Source organism: Paenibacillus sp. Z6-24 (genome assembly GCF_054161335.1).
In genome coordinates, this window is sequence record NZ_CP096398.1 from 1,207,501 (window position 1) to 1,224,842 (window position 17,342).

11 protein-coding genes, 10 tRNA genes and 2 rRNA genes are annotated in these 17,342 nt (G+C 48.8%); all 23 read left to right on the plus strand.

Translation table 11 applies throughout. The annotated features are described in order from the left end of the window. Nucleotides 1-65: 65 nt before the first annotated feature. The 23 genes from M1D61_RS05415 to secF all read left to right on the plus strand — a co-directional run bounded on the left by M1D61_RS05415 (nt 66) and on the right by secF (nt 17,302). Nucleotides 66-2,990 (plus strand): 23S ribosomal RNA (locus M1D61_RS05415). Between the two features lie 71 nt (nt 2,991-3,061). Further along, nucleotides 3,062-3,178 (plus strand): 5S ribosomal RNA (gene rrf, locus M1D61_RS05420). 41 nt (nt 3,179-3,219) lie between these two features. Further along, nucleotides 3,220-3,295: transfer RNA gene (locus tag M1D61_RS05425), tRNA-Asn, on the plus strand. A gap of 3 nt (nt 3,296-3,298) precedes the next feature. Then, nucleotides 3,299-3,390, plus strand: a tRNA-Ser gene (locus M1D61_RS05430). An 86-nt stretch (nt 3,391-3,476) separates the two neighbouring features. Then, a tRNA-Glu gene (locus M1D61_RS05435) sits at nt 3,477-3,548 on the plus strand. An 8-nt stretch (nt 3,549-3,556) separates the two neighbouring features. Beyond that, nucleotides 3,557-3,632: transfer RNA gene (locus M1D61_RS05440), tRNA-Val, on the plus strand. Between the two features lie 21 nt (nt 3,633-3,653). Beyond that, nucleotides 3,654-3,727 (plus strand) — tRNA-Met (locus M1D61_RS05445). Between the two features lie 7 nt (nt 3,728-3,734). Continuing rightward, nucleotides 3,735-3,810 (plus strand) — tRNA-Asp (locus M1D61_RS05450). Nucleotides 3,811-3,911: 101 nt separating this feature from the next. Continuing rightward, a tRNA-Gly gene (locus tag M1D61_RS05455) sits at nt 3,912-3,986 on the plus strand. 5 nt (nt 3,987-3,991) lie between these two features. After that, a tRNA-Arg gene (locus M1D61_RS05460) sits at nt 3,992-4,068 on the plus strand. 27 nt (nt 4,069-4,095) lie between these two features. After that, a tRNA-Leu gene (locus tag M1D61_RS05465) sits at nt 4,096-4,175 on the plus strand. 6 nt (nt 4,176-4,181) lie between these two features. Continuing rightward, nucleotides 4,182-4,255: transfer RNA gene (locus M1D61_RS05470), tRNA-Pro, on the plus strand. Between the two features lie 466 nt (nt 4,256-4,721). Further along, nucleotides 4,722-5,225: a crossover junction endodeoxyribonuclease RuvC gene (gene ruvC, locus M1D61_RS05475; protein ID WP_458121468.1), complete on the plus strand. Its 504-nt coding sequence runs from the start codon at nt 4,722-4,724 to the stop codon at nt 5,223-5,225. Beyond that, nucleotides 5,222-5,839 (plus strand): Holliday junction branch migration protein RuvA, encoded by a 618-nt coding sequence (ruvA, locus tag M1D61_RS05480; RefSeq protein WP_458121469.1) that lies wholly within the window; start codon nt 5,222-5,224, stop codon nt 5,837-5,839. Before ruvC ends, ruvA begins: the two co-directional genes overlap by 4 nt. Before the next feature lie 89 nt (nt 5,840-5,928). Then, complete coding sequence (gene ruvB, locus M1D61_RS05485; RefSeq protein ID WP_458121470.1) at nt 5,929-6,945, plus strand: Holliday junction branch migration DNA helicase RuvB; 1,017 nt, start codon at nt 5,929-5,931, stop codon at nt 6,943-6,945. Between the two features lie 876 nt (nt 6,946-7,821). Further along, nucleotides 7,822-9,942 carry a SpoIID/LytB domain-containing protein gene (locus M1D61_RS05490; protein WP_458121471.1) on the plus strand — a complete coding sequence of 707 codons (2,121 nt, stop codon included), beginning with the start codon at nt 7,822-7,824 and terminating at the stop codon, nt 9,940-9,942. A 6-nt stretch (nt 9,943-9,948) separates the two neighbouring features. Beyond that, a complete protein-coding gene (gene queA / locus M1D61_RS05495) occupies nt 9,949-10,977 on the plus strand; it encodes a tRNA preQ1(34) S-adenosylmethionine ribosyltransferase-isomerase QueA (protein ID WP_458121472.1) in 1,029 nt (342 codons plus the stop codon). A gap of 159 nt (nt 10,978-11,136) precedes the next feature. Continuing rightward, the gene (tgt, locus tag M1D61_RS05500) at nt 11,137-12,276 is read left to right on the plus strand and encodes a tRNA guanosine(34) transglycosylase Tgt (protein WP_046213381.1); all 1,140 of its coding nucleotides are present in this window, start codon (nt 11,137-11,139) and stop codon (nt 12,274-12,276) included. A gap of 133 nt (nt 12,277-12,409) precedes the next feature. Then, on the plus strand, nt 12,410-12,727 hold the full coding sequence (gene yajC / locus M1D61_RS05505; RefSeq protein ID WP_458121473.1) for a preprotein translocase subunit YajC: 318 nt from the start codon (nt 12,410-12,412) through the stop codon (nt 12,725-12,727). Between the two features lie 215 nt (nt 12,728-12,942). Beyond that, on the plus strand, nt 12,943-14,262 hold the full coding sequence (locus M1D61_RS05510) for an SLC13 family permease (protein WP_458121474.1): 1,320 nt from the start codon (nt 12,943-12,945) through the stop codon (nt 14,260-14,262). A 154-nt stretch (nt 14,263-14,416) separates the two neighbouring features. Continuing rightward, nucleotides 14,417-14,701 carry a post-transcriptional regulator gene (locus M1D61_RS05515; protein WP_458121475.1) on the plus strand — a complete coding sequence of 95 codons (285 nt, stop codon included), beginning with the start codon at nt 14,417-14,419 and terminating at the stop codon, nt 14,699-14,701. 215 nt (nt 14,702-14,916) lie between these two features. Next, the gene (gene secD, locus M1D61_RS05520; RefSeq protein WP_458121476.1) at nt 14,917-16,401 is read left to right on the plus strand and encodes a protein translocase subunit SecD; all 1,485 of its coding nucleotides are present in this window, start codon (nt 14,917-14,919) and stop codon (nt 16,399-16,401) included. Then, the gene (gene secF / locus M1D61_RS05525) at nt 16,391-17,302 is read left to right on the plus strand and encodes a protein translocase subunit SecF (RefSeq protein ID WP_458121477.1); all 912 of its coding nucleotides are present in this window, start codon (nt 16,391-16,393) and stop codon (nt 17,300-17,302) included. Before secD ends, secF begins: the two co-directional genes overlap by 11 nt. The last annotated feature ends 40 nt before the right edge of the window (nt 17,303-17,342 follow it).

A 17,342-nucleotide genomic window follows, 5' to 3' on the forward strand; every position in this document is an offset into this window, starting at 1 on the left:
TGCTTTGCAAAAACCACTTTTTGATTGGACTAGAAGAAGTCGTTGCTTTCTTAGGAAAGCAACTAGGTTAAGCTACTAAGAGCACACGGTGGATGCCTAGGCGCTAGGAGCCGACGAAGGACGTGGCGAACAACGATAAGGCCTCGGGGAGCTGTAAGCAAGCATTGATCCGGGGATGTCCGAATGGGGAAACCCAGCTGGATTCATCTCCAGTTACTCACATCTGAATACATAGGATGTGCAGAGGCAGACGAGGGGAACTGAAACATCTAAGTACCCTCAGGAAGAGAAAACAAGAGTGATTCCGTCAGTAGCGGCGAGCGAACGCGGAACAGCCTAAACCAAGAAGCTTGCTTCTTGGGGTTGTGGGACGTCTCTTTGGAGTTACAAAGGAACTGGGTAAGTGAAGAGGTCTGGAAAGGCCCGCCATAGTAGGTGAAAGCCCTGTAGCTGAAAGTCAGTTCTCTCCGAGACGGATCCCGAGTAGTGCGGGGCACGTGAAACCCCGTATGAATCTGCCAGGACCATCTGGTAAGGCTAAATACTCCCTAGCGACCGATAGTGAAGCAGTACCGTGAGGGAAAGGTGAAAAGGACCCCGGAAGGGGAGTGAAATAGAACCTGAAACCGTGTGCTTACAAAAAGTCAGAGCCCGATATAGGGGTGATGGCGTGCCTTTTGTAGAATGAACCGGCGAGTTACGTTCCCGTGCAAGGTTAAGGTGAAAAGCCGGAGCCGCAGCGAAAGCGAGTCTGAATAGGGCGACATTAGTACGTGGACGTAGACCCGAAACCGGGTGATCTACCCCTGTCCAGGATGAAGGTACGGTAACACGTACTGGAGGTCCGAACCCACGCACGTTGAAAAGTGCGGGGATGAGGTGGGGGTAGCGGAGAAATTCCAATCGAACCCGGAGATAGCTGGTTCTCCCCGAAATAGCTTTAGGGCTAGCCTCGGAAGGTGAGTCGCGGAGGTAGAGCACTGATTGGATGCGGGGCCCGCAAGGGTTACCAAGTTCAGTCAAACTCCGAATGCCGCAGACTTTATTCCGGGAGTCAGACAGTGGGTGCTAAGGTCCATTGTCAAAAGGGAAACAGCCCAGACCATCAGCTAAGGTCCCCAAGTGTGTGTTAAGTGGGAAAGGATGTGGAGTTGCTTAGACAACCAGGATGTTGGCTTAGAAGCAGCCACCATTGAAAGAGTGCGTAATAGCTCACTGGTCGAGTGACTCTGCGCCGAAAATGTAACGGGGCTAAACACACCACCGAAGCTATGGCTTGATACACTAGTATCAGGGGTAGGGGAGCGTTGAATTTAGGTTGAAGGTGTACCGTAAGGAGCGCTGGACAGAATTCAAGTGAGAATGCCGGTATGAGTAACGAAAAGATCAGTGAGAATCTGATCCGCCGAAAGCCCAAGGGTTCCTGAGGAAGGCTCGTCCTCTCAGGGTAAGTCGGGACCTAAGGCGAGGCCGAAAGGCGTAGTCGACGGACAACAGGTTGAAATTCCTGTACCACCGAAAGCCGTTATGAGCAATGGGGTGACGCAGGAGGGTAGTGACGCGGACTGATGGATGTCCGTCCAAGCAGTGAGGCTTGTGTGTAGGTAAATCCGCACACTCCAAGGCCAGGCTGTGATGGGGAGCGAAAATTACAGTAGCGAAGGTCATGATCTCACACTGCCAAGAAAAGCCTCTAGCCAGGAAGCAGGTGCCCGTACCGCAAACCGACACAGGTGGGCGAGAAGAGAATTCTAAGGCGCGCGGAAGAACTCTCGTTAAGGAACTCGGCAAAATGACCCCGTAACTTCGGGAGAAGGGGTGCCCCGGTAGTGTGAATAGCACGAGGGGGCCGCAGTGAAAAGGCCCAAGCGACTGTTTAGCAAAAACACAGGTCTGTGCGAAGCCGCAAGGCGAAGTATACGGGCTGACGCCTGCCCGGTGCTGGAAGGTTAAGGGGAGTGGTTAGCGCAAGCGAAGCTATGAACCGAAGCCCCAGTAAACGGCGGCCGTAACTATAACGGTCCTAAGGTAGCGAAATTCCTTGTCAGGTAAATTCTGACCCGCACGAATGGCGTAACGATTTGGGCGCTGTCTCAACGAGAGATCCGGTGAAATTTTAATACCTGTGAAGATGCAGGTTACCCGCGACAAGACGGAAAGACCCCATGGAGCTTTACTGCAGCTTGATATTGAACTGGGGTGCGATTTGTACAGGATAGGTGGGAGCCTACGAAGAGGGAGCGCAAGCTTCCTTGGAGGCGCCGTTGGGATACCACCCTGATCGCATCTGAGTTCTAACCTGGTACCGTAATCCGGTACAGGGACCGTGTCAGGTGGGCAGTTTGACTGGGGCGGTCGCCTCCTAAAATGTAACGGAGGCGCCCTAAGGTTCCCTCAGAATGGTTGGAAATCATTCGAAGAGTGTAAAGGCATAAGGGAGCTTGACTGCGAGACCTACAAGTCGAGCAGGGACGAAAGTCGGGCTTAGTGATCCGGTGGTACCGCATGGAAGGGCCATCGCTCAACGGATAAAAGCTACCCTGGGGATAACAGGCTTATCTCCCCCAAGAGTCCACATCGACGGGGAGGTTTGGCACCTCGATGTCGGCTCATCGCATCCTGGGGCTGAAGTAGGTCCCAAGGGTTGGGCTGTTCGCCCATTAAAGCGGTACGCGAGCTGGGTTCAGAACGTCGTGAGACAGTTCGGTCCCTATCTGTCGTGGGCGTAGGAAATTTGAGAGGAGCTGTCCTTAGTACGAGAGGACCGGGATGGACGCACCGCTGGTGTACCAGTTGTTCCGCCAGGAGCATCGCTGGGTAGCTACGTGCGGAAGGGATAAGCGCTGAAAGCATCTAAGCGTGAAGCCCCCCTCAAGATGAGATTTCCCAATTAGTAAGACCCCTTGAAGACGACGAGGTAGATAGGTTGGGGGTGGAAGTGCAGCAATGCATGGAGCTGACCAATACTAATCGGTCGAGGGCTTATCCAAAAAGCTTCTAAAACAGCGAAGTTTCGTTTCGGATTCAGTTTTCAGGTGATCAACACCTGCAAGGCAAGACGTTTGGTGATGATGGCGGAGGGGTTCCACACGTACCCATCCCGAACACGACCGTTAAGCCCTCCAGCGCCGATGGTACTTGGACCGCAGGGTCCTGGGAGAGTAGGACGTTGCCAAGCGAAAACAAGCAAGACTTCCGCTCGAAGAGAGCGGGTATTATTCCCTGATAGCTCAGTTGGTAGAGCACTCGACTGTTAATCGAGTTGTCACAGGTTCGAGTCCTGTTCGGGGAGCCATATGGAGAGGTGTCCGAGTTGGCCGAAGGAGCACGATTGGAAATCGTGTAGGCGTCACAAGCGTCTCGAGGGTTCGAATCCCTCTCTCTCCGCCAGAATGATTATTTTCTCTGTATGTATAATAAAAATATTGTTGGATAATCAAATACATGTTAGTATAGCATATAATGCATGTTACTATGGCCCGTTGGTCAAGGGGTTAAGACACCTCCCTTTCACGGAGGTAACAGGGGTTCGAATCCCCTACGGGTCATTATTTATGGAGACTTAGCTCAGCTGGGAGAGCATCTGCCTTACAAGCAGAGGGTCGGGGGTTCGATCCCCTCAGTCTCCACCATAGATACTTTTTGCATGATGACGCGGGGTGGAGCAGTCCGGTAGCTCGTCGGGCTCATAACCCGAAGGTCACAGGTTCAAATCCTGTCCCCGCAATAGTTTTGGAACCGTGGTGTAGGGGTTAACATGCCTGCCTGTCACGCAGGAGATCGCGGGTTCAAATCCCGTCGGTTCCGCCATTTATTTCTTGGTTATTCATTAGTGGATTAACGAGAGAAATAAAATTGATAATCAATTGGGTTATCAACGTAATGCAGTATGTAGAACTACAAGTTTGTTTGCGGACGTGGCTCAGCGGTAGAGCATCGCCTTGCCAAGGCGAGGGTCGCGGGTTCGATTCCCGTCGTCCGCTCCATTTATGCGCCCTTAGCTCAGCTGGATAGAGCGTTTGACTACGAATCAAAAGGTCAGGAGTTCGAATCTCTTAGGGCGCGCCATTTATCATTTTGAAAGACCACATATTTGCCGGTGTGGCGGAATTGGCAGACGCGCGCGACTCAAAATCGTGAGGGAAACCGTGGGGGTTCGAGTCCCTTCACCGGCATATCATCGGGATGTAGCTCAGCTTGGTAGAGCACCTGGTTTGGGACCAGGGGGTCGCATGTTCAAATCGTGTCATCCCGATATGCAAAAGCATCACTCTTATAGAGTGGTGCTTTTTTATTTTTTTGTAGTTTTGCTGGTATTGAGTTTTTTATTAGTTCGTTGCGCCACCTTTTATTACTGCATTTATTTAATGAGTTCCGTAGCCTGAGTGAACTTGTTTTTGTTATAATAAAAAAATGATACATATGTTCGCCTATTTGGCTTATGATATAGTATGATGAACGGAAGAGAACGATTTAGTTAGCATGTTATTAGTTAGATATTTTCATGAACATTTTTCTTGAAAATAAACAAGAGCATAGCAAACAAGAGCACATTAAACCACACTAAACCACTGTAAATGAGGAAACAGTAAGTCGCTGATTACTGTGCTGCTGAAGTGTACCTTATCAGATGATCTGGATATGCACGCAGGAAGTTCATTACAAATAAAAGATGTGCAATTCATAAATGAGGTAGAATGCAGAATAAGGGAGAGATAAGTTTGCGTATTTTGGGGATTGACCCGGGAATCGCGATTGTCGGGTTCGGGTTTATTGATAAAAACGGTAGCAAGCTGACACCGGTTCAATATGGGTGTATTCAGACCGAGGCTCATACACCGGATGAAGAACGGCTAGTGCATGTATATGAAGCTATGATACAGTTGATCGACAAGTATAAGCCGGACGCTGTCGCTTTTGAGAAATTGTTTTTTAGTCGTAATGTGACTACAGCCATGTCAGTCAGTCAGGCACGGGGCGTCTCCATACTGGCGGCTGCACAGCGTGGACTGCCTATCGGAGAATATACACCGATGCAGGTCAAACAAGCTATTGTTGGCTACGGTAAAGCAGAGAAAAGACAGGTTCAGGAGATGGTCCGGATGTTTTTGAACCTGCAAAAAATTCCAAAGCCGGATGATGTCGCAGATGCACTGGCTGTTGCGGTTTGTCATGCCCATTCCTATGTGTTGAATTCTAAATTAAATGAGGTACTCAAAAAATGATTGATTATTTACGCGGGCCTCTGGTCCATCTGGAGAATGAATATATTGTTATGGATATCAATGGTGTCGGATATCGGGTGTTTTGTCCGAATCCATTCGCCTGGGCCAAGCATACGGGAGAGATTACGGTCTACATCCATCATCATGTACGTGAAGATGCTATACAGCTCTTTGGTTTCCCGAGTCGTGACGAACAGAAGCTGTTTCGTAAATTGATTGAAGTCTCGGGTATCGGACCACGGGTTGCTCTCGGGATTCTGAGTGGTGGCACTCCGGAAGGTGTCATTACAGCCATCTATCAGGAGAATATTACTTTCCTGACCAAACTGCCCGGCATTGGCAAGAAAACGGCTCAGCGTATGATTCTGGACCTCAAAGACAAGCTGGATGGTATTGGCGACGCACTTATCGCTACAGGGCTATTTGCACAGGCAGAATCTCCACTGGCTGCTTCAGGAGATGTATGGCCGGAAGTTCGTGAAGGGCTTAAAGCACTTGGCTACACAGAGACCGAGCTAGATCGTATGTGGCAAACACTGAAGCATGAAGTATTCCCGGAAGATACAGCCGACTCCGTAATGAAACGTGCACTGAAAATGCTGTATACTGGATAACATAGCGAATTGGACTGGATGTAACAATTGGGATAAATATACGCTTTGAAGATTGAGACACGAAATGTAATGAGAGGGGAGCGATAAAGATGACGGATGACCGCATTATATCGGCTAACTTGATGATGGAAGACCAAGCGGTGGAACTCAGTCTGCGTCCCCGTTACCTGGCAGAGTACATCGGTCAGAGCCGGGTAAAGGAAAACCTGAAAATTTATATTGAAGCGGCAAAGATGCGGGGTGAGGCACTGGATCATGTGCTGCTCTACGGTCCGCCAGGACTCGGTAAAACGACACTTGCCAACATTATTGCCAATGAACTGGGTGTTAACCTGCGTACGACTTCTGGTCCTGCGATCGAGCGTCCGGGCGATCTGGCAGCACTGCTGACCAATCTGCAGGATGGGGATGTTCTGTTTATTGATGAGATTCACCGATTGAACCGATCGGTTGAAGAGGTACTGTATCCGGCGATGGAAGATTCTGCACTGGATATTATGATCGGAAAAGGACCAAGTGCGCGTTCGGTAAGACTGGATCTTCCGCCATTTACACTGATCGGAGCAACGACCAGAGCAGGTTTGCTGTCTGCGCCGCTGCGTGATCGATTTGGTGTAGTCAGCCGCTTGGAGTTTTATACGGTCGATGAACTGACCTTTATCGTTAGCCGTGGGGCGGATATTCTGGGAATAGAAATTCTGGGGGATGCTGCCGAGGAGATTGCTCTGCGGGGAAGAGGAACACCGCGGATTGCGAACCGGCTGCTCAAACGGGTGCGGGATTATGCTCAGGTACGTGGCGATGGGATCATTACGCCGGAGATTGCTGCGGAAGCGCTTGATATGCTTCAGGTTGATCCATGCGGACTGGATCAGATTGACCACAAAATGCTGGAAGCCATGATTCATAGCTTCCGTGGTGGACCGGTAGGGCTGGATACGATTGCAGCTACTATTGGAGAAGAAGGCCAGACGATCGAGGATGTGTACGAGCCGTATCTTCTGCAGCTTGGATTCCTGCAGCGAACTCCGCGTGGTCGTGTCGTTACGCCAAAAGCTTACAATCATCTGGGTATACCCATGCCTGAAGACTTGAAGGGTAAATAAACAAAAGGCATGTTATAATGGAGACTCTGATATGTAGATAGAGCCTCTGAATAGCGCCAAGCCTGTTATTTATAGAGTTTTATCTTCTATAAATGACAGGTTTTTTATTGTGTTTGTGTGAGTAGTGGATAGTTGTGCGACCGGTATAAACTTGAATAGTCAATGTATATTGTATCGTCAATATATGTTTGGTCATTCAGGTAGTAATAGAGCGGTTTTATAATGTTTGGCATCTATGTTCTGTAGGTGTCTGTGTCTGTTCAACAGACTTTTATAAGCATCTGAGAAGCAGCTATTCAATCATTTGGGTCGGTCAGCAAGTCATTTACGTTGTTCCTGCGTATAATGAGTAATGTGTAAAAAATTAAAATATTATGCGCTCATACGTGCCGGATCATTTGCTGGACAGCTTGATATCAATATAGTCAATTGCTGTATCAACAAGGCTAATGGATCTATCACTAACGTCGAAGATAGGTTACGAATATTAATCAATGTGATGAAATGCAATTGATGTATGATGAGATCCAGCAGGTTCCCCATCGATGTGTTATGAGATTTAGTCGATATTTCATAACAGTCAGTCAATGTATGATGAAAATTGAATGGTGTAGGAAGAGCCTATCGTATGATCCGGGGATCTTTTTAGAGCATAGGGAAAGGAAGATGGCGATGGCAAAATTTACAGTACTGAAAAGACGTTCTCAGGAGGAGCCGCCCAAGGGTAATCATAGTCATCCAGACTGTCAGTGGGATATGCATAGCTTGGCGAAAGGTCACTATCCTATGCAGACTGGTCATGATTCTGACTTTATACAGGAACAGGTAGAAGTACAGTCTTGTATCGCCTCAGAATTCTATAGACGGAATACTGAAATGGGAAATCAGCACAAGTACAGCCGCAATTATGGTTCGGTGCTGCGTAAAATGGCTGTGCGTACAGTTGGCGTGCTTGCGCTCGTTGCTGTGCTTATGATCAGTTATGTGGCACCTTCTTATGCGGCTGGAGCAGCAGATGATGAGGTTCGGGTCGGGATATTTTTTAATGGTGGTAGTACGTATACATCCATAGTGCCCGTCGTGAATGTGAAATCTGCAAGCGAGCTGGAGCTGGGAGAGATGAGCGGCAAGACATTTGATTCCTGGCTGAGGATTGGGAAGCAAGCGAGCTTTGGCATTGATGGATATCGGGTCAAAGTACTGGAAACTTCCGATTTCTCTACCGCTGCAGCAGGGATCAAGCTGCTGCAGCCCACAAGCGACAAACCGATCGTATTTACTTCTTCCAAAAACGGCAGTACGGTCTATCAGCTGTATACCGGCATGTATGCTACCGAAGCGAATGCTGCCACAGCAGCTTCTCGTGTAAGCTCAACCGTACGCTCTCTACTGAGCGGACAGATTCCAACTGTTAAAGGCAGCATGCATCTGTCTGCTGGCGGTTATGGAAGTGAAGCGCAGGCACAATCTGCATTGGCGGCTGTACAAAATGCTGGACTGGACGCATTTATCGCTCTGACGCATAGTGGTGGACAGCTCACTTATAATGTATGGGTAGGCGAGGAGGCGAATAGTGCAGGTCTTGGCGCTGTAAAGGCTGCTGCCGTAGCAGCAGTGCCTGATGTGTCTTTGACAACCGTAAGCAGCACCGAGTCGGCTCTGATCATCCGGCAAAACGTAACTTCAAGCATTACGGGCCCTTCCCCGGTTGATCATTATATCGTGAGCGGCAGTAAAGCGGTGATGCGGCTCAAAGGAAGCGATGCCGGCACCCAGGTCACCGAACGTTCTGCCCGTTCATACCGTGGCGACTTTGAAATTAGTAATTATAATGGACAACTCGCCTGGATTAATGTACTGCCGATGGAAGATTACCTCTATTCCGTCGTGGGCGGCGAGGTGTCCGCTTCCTGGCCTGCAGAAGCGCTCAAAGCGCAGGCTGTGGCGGCACGCAGTTATGCCCGCTTTCAAGAAGGAACATCACGGTTTAAAATAGCAGATGTGGTCGATGGTACGCTCAGCCAGGCTTATAATGGAGTCAGTGCAGAGGACAAACGTATTATCAAAGCGGTAGATGACACGGCCGGCGAACTGGTCATGAAAAATAACAAAGTGCTGGAGACCATTTTCTCCGCCAATGCCGGCGGGATGAGCGCCGATAATTCGGAAGTATGGAAAGGCAGCGGAGATGCTTATGTTAGCGTCATATCCGATGGGGATGCAGCCGCACAGGCCAATCTCAAAAAATGGTATCATGTGCTGCTGAATAACGGGGATTCCGGCTATATCCGGGAAGATAACGCCAAGCTTGCAGGCAAGCAGACCGAGGCTGGATTGGATTATATGACGGTGACTGCCAAAAACACCAATGTACGCGAACTGCCGGTCGTACAAAACAGCGTCAAAGCGGTCGCCCAGCTGAATCCGGGAGATCAGGCGGTTGTGCTGGAAATCGTACCGGAATCCAATAGCTATGAATGGATCCGTGGTCCGTATACATCTGCCCAGCTGCTGTCTGCCCTGAAAGGCAAAACAACATCCAGTCTGCCATCTACGATTACTTCCATTCAGGTCAGCGAACGCGGCCCATCCGGGCGTGTGACGGAGATTAAGGTCAATGGAAACGTCGTGAATGTGAAGTATCCGGATATGTTCCGCTCGGCACTGAATGGTCTGCCAAGTACATTATTCGATGTGGTGCATACCGAGAAATATACGGTAATCGGCGCTGGCAGCAGTCAGAATGAACTGCCTGCAGCAGGAGTAGTCATTCTGGGAGCCTCGGGACAGGGTAAAGGCACTTCATCCACCGTCATTATGAACGGTGACGGAAACGCTCGTGTCACCGAGCCGGGAGGCTTTCTATTCACCGGACGCGGTAATGGCCATGGACTGGGGCTGTCGCAATGGGGCGCCAAAGGCATGGCTGACAAGGGTTTTGGTTATAAAGAAATTTTACAGCATTATTATAAAGGTGCAGTAATTACGAAAGGATAAATGAAGATGAAAGTGGATATGTATGATTTTGACCTGCCGGAGCATTTGATTGCGCAGGTACCTCTCAAAGAGCGGACAGCTTCCCGTCTGTTGACGCTGAATAAAGTAACCGGTGAAGTGCAGCATGAGCATTTTGCTGATATTATTAACTATTTCAATGAGGGAGATACATTGATTCTGAACGATACACGGGTAATCCCGGCGCGTCTGTTCGGAACCAAAAAGGATACTGGAGCTAAAGCAGAGGTTCTGCTGCTGACCCAGCTGGAAGGTGATCGCTGGGAAGCGCTCGTCAAGCCGGGCAAAAAGATCAAAGCCGGAGCGGTCATTCATTTCAGCGATGAACTGGAAGCGGTGATCGAAGAAGAAGGCGATATGGGGATGCGCGTGTTATCCTTCCGGTATGAAGGGATTTTCCAGGAGATTCTGGACCGTCTGGGAGAAATGCCGCTGCCTCCTTATATCAAGGAAACGCTGGACGATCGTGAACGTTATCAGACGGTATATGCCAAAAATGAAGGTTCTGCAGCTGCACCTACAGCCGGTCTTCATTTCACGACAGAATTGCTGGATCAGATTCGGGCAAAAGGAGTACAAATCGGCTTTGTGACGCTGCATGTCGGTCTGGGAACATTCCGTCCGATGAGTGCAGAGACAGTCGAAGAGCATGTGATGCATGAAGAGTACTACTCCCTGCCTGCCGAGACTGCTACACTGCTGAACGAGACCAAGGCTCGCGGCGGCCGGGTGATTGCGGTAGGTACTACTTCAGCGCGTACGCTGGAGACGGTGGCACGTGATTTTCAGGATCGTCCGCTGGAAGCTGCAAGCGGATGGACACAGATCTTTATTTATCCGGGACATACTTTTGGACTGGTGGATGCGATGATTACCAATTTCCATCTCCCCAAATCCACGCTGGTTATGCTCGTAAGTGCGCTCGCCGGACGAGAGCATATTATGGCTGCCTATCAGGCGGCGATTGAACAGGAATACCGGTTCTTCAGCTTTGGGGATGCAATGTTCATTTATTAATGAAGGAACGGCTGTAAATAATAAATATATCAGTATGAACATATATTGTGCTTGATGGGGTTGCTCCGTTATAATTAAATGTCGGTTGATCGCAGGAACGGTACTGCCGGTCCTATCTGTTTTGCCTATTAAATCACCAGAAGGATGAGAATAAATATTATGTCTGGACCTATAACGTACGAACATATCAAAACCTGTAAACAGTCAGGAGCCCGGCTTGGACGGGTTCATACTCCGCATGGTGTGATTGAGACACCTGCTTTTATGCCTGTAGGCACCCAGGCGACCGTAAAAACGATGAGCCCGGAAGAACTCAAGGAAATGGATGCGCACATCATTCTCAGCAACACGTACCATCTGTTTCTGCGTCCCGGCCATGATCTAATCAAGGAAGCAGGCGGACTACACAAGTTCATGAACTGGGATCGTCCAATTCTGACAGACAGCGGCGGTTTCCAGGTATTCAGTCTTAGTGAAATGCGCAAAATTACCGAAGAGGGCGTTCATTTCCGCTCTCATCTGAACGGGGACAAGCTGTTCCTGTCACCGGAAGTGGCTATGGAAATCCAAAATGCACTCGGTTCCGATATTATGATGGCATTTGATGAATGTCCGCCCTATCCGGCAGAGTATGACTATGTGAAGAAGTCGCTTGAACGCACGACCCGCTGGGCCGAGCGTTGCCTGAATAGTCATGCCCGTCCACAGGACCAGGGACTGTTCGCGATTGTGCAGGGCGGTATGCATGAAGACCTGCGTCGTCAGAGCGCACTTGATTTGACTTCGATGGATTTCCCGGGGTATGCTATTGGTGGACTGAGTGTTGGGGAGCCCAAGCATTTAATGTATGAAGCTCTCGAATACACAATGCCATTTTTGCCGGGTAACAAGCCTCGTTATCTGATGGGCGTTGGTTCACCCGATGCACTGATCGAGGGCTCTATTCGTGGTGTGGATATGTTCGATTGTGTACTTCCTACACGAATTGCACGTAATGGTACCACAATGACCAGCGAAGGCCGTGTTGTTGTACGTAATGCCAAGTATGCCAGAGACTTTGGACCGCTTGATCCCAATTGCGACTGCTACACTTGCCGCAATTATTCACGCGCGTATTTGCGTCACCTGATCAAAGCAGACGAGACTTTTGGTCTGCGACTGACTACGTATCACAATCTGCACTTCCTGCTTAACCTGATGAAAAATGTACGCCAGGCGATCATGGATGACCGTCTGCTTGATTTCCGTGATGAATTCTTCACGCAATATGGACTGCATGATAATGATAAAGGCTTCTAAGCCAATCTTTACATCATAAAGAACATCGGATAATGCACCGGATAATCGCTGTATATTTTGCCGATCAACAAACGGAAACACTTCGGGAACCGGAATTCCGGTTTCCGGTTTATATCAAAAAGGGGGCAATACCATGTTTAATGTAGCAGCAGCCGCTGGTGGCGGTACCGGAATTTTGGGAGCTATCGTTCCATTTGTATTGATGTTTGTTGTATTCTATTTCCTGCTGATTCGTCCTCAGCAAAAGAAACAAAAGCAGCGTAACATGATGCTGAACACACTCGGCAAAGGCGACAAAGTGGTAACTATCGGTGGTCTGCACGGTACGATCACTGAAATCACAGACGATATTGTCGTACTTCGTGTAAACGATGTCACCAAACTGACATTTGATCGTTCGGCAATCAGCCACTCGACAGCCAAAGACACAGCACCAGATGCCAAAGTCTAAGGATATCCGGCTGATTTCGGAACGGATTCAGTATAATCTATTCATAAGGAGCGGACCTGCCTGCAGGTCTGCTTTTTTTATGGCTGCTGCTGGTAGTTAGGCTTTGCTATCCCGAACAAAATTCATTATGATAGGGAATTGAACCGAGCCTATGACAAGGATCTTTTTGGACCAGGACCAGGGCCGGATAAAGAAATGAAGAAAGGATGTGCCTTGTGCAAATATTAGAAATGCTGACATGGCAGCCAACAGCGGCTATTATCATTTTTCTAATCATATATGCGGTATGGATTACGGATCAAATGAACCGGGCGATGATTGCGGTGATTGGAGCGGTGCTGTTCCTGCTGCTCGGTCTGGTTCATTGGGAAAATGCCTACACGATGCATATCAACTGGGATACACTGCTGCTCTGGATGAGTATGCTGGTGATTACAGGCGTGATCAGCCGCAGCGGTCTTGTTCATTATGCCGCCGTCCACAGTCTGAAATGGACGCGCAGCAATCCGCTGGTAATTTTTATTGTTCTGATGCTGTGGACCGCTCTGGGAGCTGCGCTTCTGGATCATATTACCATCATCATTCTAATGGTACCGCTGATCTTGACGGTAACCAACCTCTTGAAGATGAATCCGGTTCCTTTTCTAATCGCAGCGGTAATTACAAGCAATATTGGCGGCACGGCCACTCTGATCGGCAATCCGGCCAATATGTGGATCGGTACGGCCAATCCACAACTGACCTTCGTGTCCTTTGTGACTGTGCTGGGACCTCTCATGCTGATTCTGCTGGCAGTAAATCTGCTGCTGATCGCGCTGTTGTACTGGAAAAGCTTCCGAACTGCCTGGCATACGGGAAGCACAATAAAGCTGGAACAGGAAATGAAGAGTTCCATCGAGAATCGCAAACTCGCTTTTGTCGTTTTAATGGTCTTTGTATTCGTTATCGCAGGCTTGATTATCGGATCATGGCTGGATATGCGTTTATCCCTGGTTGCAGCCGCTGGAGCGGTTCTTATGCTGCTGGCTGCCGTCTCGCTGGGAGCAAAGCCATTTTCGGTGCTGCGTCATCTGGAATGGGATACATTGTTATTTTTTGCAGGGCTGTTTGTTCTGGCGGGCGGATTGATGGAGACCGGCTGGATTCAGGCTGGGGCCCGTTATCTGATCGAACTGACGAACGGCAGCATGTCCTGGATTGCACTGATTCTGCTATGGATCACTGGTCTGTTGTCTGCCGTGATGGATCATATGCCATGGATCGCAGTCATGATTCCAATGGTTCAAGAGACAGCTGTACAGATGGATGCTTCCACATCGGCAGTCATTAATCCATTATGGTGGGCACTATCGATCGGTGCAGGCGTGGGAGGCAGTGGTACACTGCTGGGATCTGCTGCAGGCTTGATCGCTGCATCAATGGCAGACCGCCGTCAGCAGCGCCTGGGTTATCTGGAATTTCTGCGAGTAGGTCTGCCGCTGACACTGATTTCGTTAGGGATTGCATCATGGTATCTGTATGCGATTTTGCTGTAACCAGAAATTTCCCCATTATTATGTGTATTATACTAGGCGGCTGGCAGGAATTAGGGTACAGTTGAAGAATGTGTAACCTGTACAGTTCATAAGACTGGAATGACGGCAGTCCAATATGAATAAGCGATAAGCAACGGGAAGGTAGCTGGTGGACATGGAAGAATTAAGCAATGCGGAATTGACGGAACTGATCGACTCGCTCTGCCAGAGCAAAATAGAAGAATTTGGGATGCTGGGATATGAGCAGCTGACCTCGGATGAACTCTGGGACTGTCTGAACAACAAGTATGAAAAGCAGGGCATGCCCCGTCTGCATGAGCTGGTCAATGACATTTTGTCGATGAAACCGAATCAGCTGATGCATTATTTGACGATGTCTTCTTATAAGAAAATGGAGAGTGCGGATACCCGGGAATTTAAGCCTCCATTTCTCGGATAATGCTGTGTCAGGAAATATGGTATTGCGCATATTGCCTGACAGATGGTAAGGTTTGTTCGCAGGCAGATTGTATGAACCCATTGGACCAAGGATAAGCTGGGCCGGTGTTTGACGGGCATCAGCTTGTTTGTTTTGCCGACCACTGGTAAATTGACTGTCATTTGCCGCATCGCTATAATAGGAATATTGAGAATGAAAGGGGAACCACATACGGGATGAAAAGAATCATCAGCTTCGTAGTCGTCATACTTGTCGTGACCGGTATTATCGGCGCCACGACCCCGCTATTTAAAGACATCCGTCTGGGATTGGATCTTAAAGGCGGTTTCGAAATCTTGTATCAGGCTACGCCAACCACGCAGGGGGAAGCAGTCACCAGAGAATCTCTGACACAGACTGCAAGAAGTTTGGAACAGCGTGCCAATGCCCTTGGTACAAGTGAGCCGGAAATCACAACAGAGGGTACGGATCGTATTCGTCTGAGAATCGCCGGTGTTACGGATGAAGCTACTGTCCGTCAGACCATGAAAGAGCCGGCTGAACTGACATTCCGGAGTATGGATGGATGTTCAACGGATGCTTCACAGAACGCCGATAATACGCCTGCGCAAAAACAGAGCCAGGACACCAGCAAATCCAAATCTGCAGAAGATACCAAAGCTGCAGATACAACGAGTAGCATCGATAGCAAATCCTCGGATGCCAATGCAGTATCTGCACAAACCGAAGGATTGCCGCAAGGAGTGACGGTCACTCCTGACACTGGAGCCGGCACAACGGCTGTAGAAAATACTTATGCCAATGAAGATCCGACCAAAATCTATTGTAAAGTGGAATTGACGGGGGATGACTTCAAAGAGAACGGTGCATCTGTGGTGTATAACTCACTGCAGCAGCCTGAAATCACTATTGAAGTGAAAGATGCCAAGAAATTCGGCGAAATTACCAAACGTCTGATCAATCAGCCGCTGGGCATTTTCCTGAATGGTCAACTGCTGTCCGCACCAACAGTAAGAGCTGAACTTACAGATGGTAAAGCCAGCATTTCCGGCAGCTATACGGTGGAGGAAGCACAGCAGCTTAAAGACCAGATCAATCTGGGTGCACTGCCGCTAAAACTGACCGAAATCTATTCACAGAGTGTAGGAGCTTCGCTCGGTCAACAGTCGCTTAACGAGACAGTAAAAGCCGGAGTAGTCGCTTCCATCATCATTCTGATATTTATGATTCTGGTATATCGTATTCCGGGCCTAATTGCCGGATTCAGTATCCTTACTTATGTATGGCTGACTCTTATGATCTTTATCGCTGGCGACTTTACATTGACACTGCCAGGGATAGCAGCCTTTATTCTGGGTGTGGGTATGGCCGTCGATTCTAATATCATCACCTATGAGCGCATCAAGGATGAGATTCGTAACGGTAAGAGTATCCCATCCGCTTTCAAAGCAGGAAGTAGAAGTTCATTCGGTACCATCATGGATGCCCAGTTAACGACCATTATTGCTGCTACAGTAATGTTTGCTCTGGGTACAGGTGCTGTAAGAGGTTTTGCACTGGTACTGATTTTCAACATTCTGGTAAGTATAATCACGAACGTGTTCTTCTCCCGCTTTTTGCTATCCCTGCTCGTTAAAGGGAAACTGGTTAACAAACCGGAGTATTTTGGCGTAAAGGAGAGTGAACGCAATGCGCTTTAAGTGGAATTATGACTTTGTTAAGTTGAGCAAGTATTTCTATACATTCTCCATTATCGTAACAATTGCCGGTATTATCTCTCTGGCGGTCGCCGGATTGAATTATGGCGTTGACTTCCGTTCCGGTTCCAATGTCGATATAACATTGACCAAGACACTGACAGAAGAGCAGGTACAGCCTGTGGTAGACAGTCTGAATCTGGGCAAAGATCCGAGTATCAATATCGGTGGTGACGGACGGATGTCTATTCGTTTCGAGACTGTACTGACCGATACACAGGAAAATCAGCTGAAACAGGCGTTCAACAAGCAGCTGGACAGCGGTGCTTCCTTCGAGGTCAATACCGTTGACCCAACGATTGCCAAAGAGTTGGAACGTAATGCTTTGTGGGCAGTACTGCTTGCCAGCCTTGGAATTATCGTTTATGTAACGATCCGGTTTGAATGGCGTTTTGCTGTAGCGGCGGTAGTAGCTCTGCTGCATGATGCATTCCTGGTCATCTCGATCTTCTCCATTTTCCGTCTGGAAGTCGATCTGACCTTTATCACTGCTGTACTGACGATTATCGGTTATTCCCTGAATGATACGATCGTTATCTTTGACCGTATCCGGGAAAACCTGCGTTTCTCCAAACAGAAAAAACGTGGAGATATTGCTGATCTCGTCAACAAGAGTATCTCTCAGACGATGACACGCTCCCTGAATACGGTACTGACTGTATTCATCGCCTGTCTGCTGTTGTTCATTCTGGGTAGTGAGTCCATTCGTATGTTCTCGCTGGCTATGATGATCGGCCTTGCTTTCGGAGCGTATTCTTCGATCTTTATCGCAAGCCCGCTGTGGTTGGTACTCAAAAACAGACAGAAACCAAAAGCGAAAACACCGTCGAAGACGACGGCCTAACATCGCAAGCTAACCTGCCTGAAGCCGCGTCCTGGTCCTC

Coding starts and splice junctions, on each gene's coding strand:
- ruvA (WP_458121469.1), top strand. CDS start 5,222: ATGATTGATTATTTACGCGGGCCTCTGGTCCATCTGGAGAATGAATAT.
- ruvB (WP_458121470.1), top strand. CDS start 5,929: ATGACGGATGACCGCATTATATCGGCTAACTTGATGATGGAAGACCAA.
- M1D61_RS05490 (WP_458121471.1), top strand. CDS start 7,822: ATGGGAAATCAGCACAAGTACAGCCGCAATTATGGTTCGGTGCTGCGT.
- queA (WP_458121472.1), top strand. CDS start 9,949: ATGAAAGTGGATATGTATGATTTTGACCTGCCGGAGCATTTGATTGCG.
- tgt (WP_046213381.1), top strand. CDS start 11,137: ATGTCTGGACCTATAACGTACGAACATATCAAAACCTGTAAACAGTCA.
- yajC (WP_458121473.1), top strand. CDS start 12,410: ATGTTTAATGTAGCAGCAGCCGCTGGTGGCGGTACCGGAATTTTGGGA.
- M1D61_RS05515 (WP_458121475.1), top strand. CDS start 14,417: ATGGAAGAATTAAGCAATGCGGAATTGACGGAACTGATCGACTCGCTC.
- secD (WP_458121476.1), top strand. CDS start 14,917: ATGAAAAGAATCATCAGCTTCGTAGTCGTCATACTTGTCGTGACCGGT.
- secF (WP_458121477.1), top strand. CDS start 16,391: ATGCGCTTTAAGTGGAATTATGACTTTGTTAAGTTGAGCAAGTATTTC.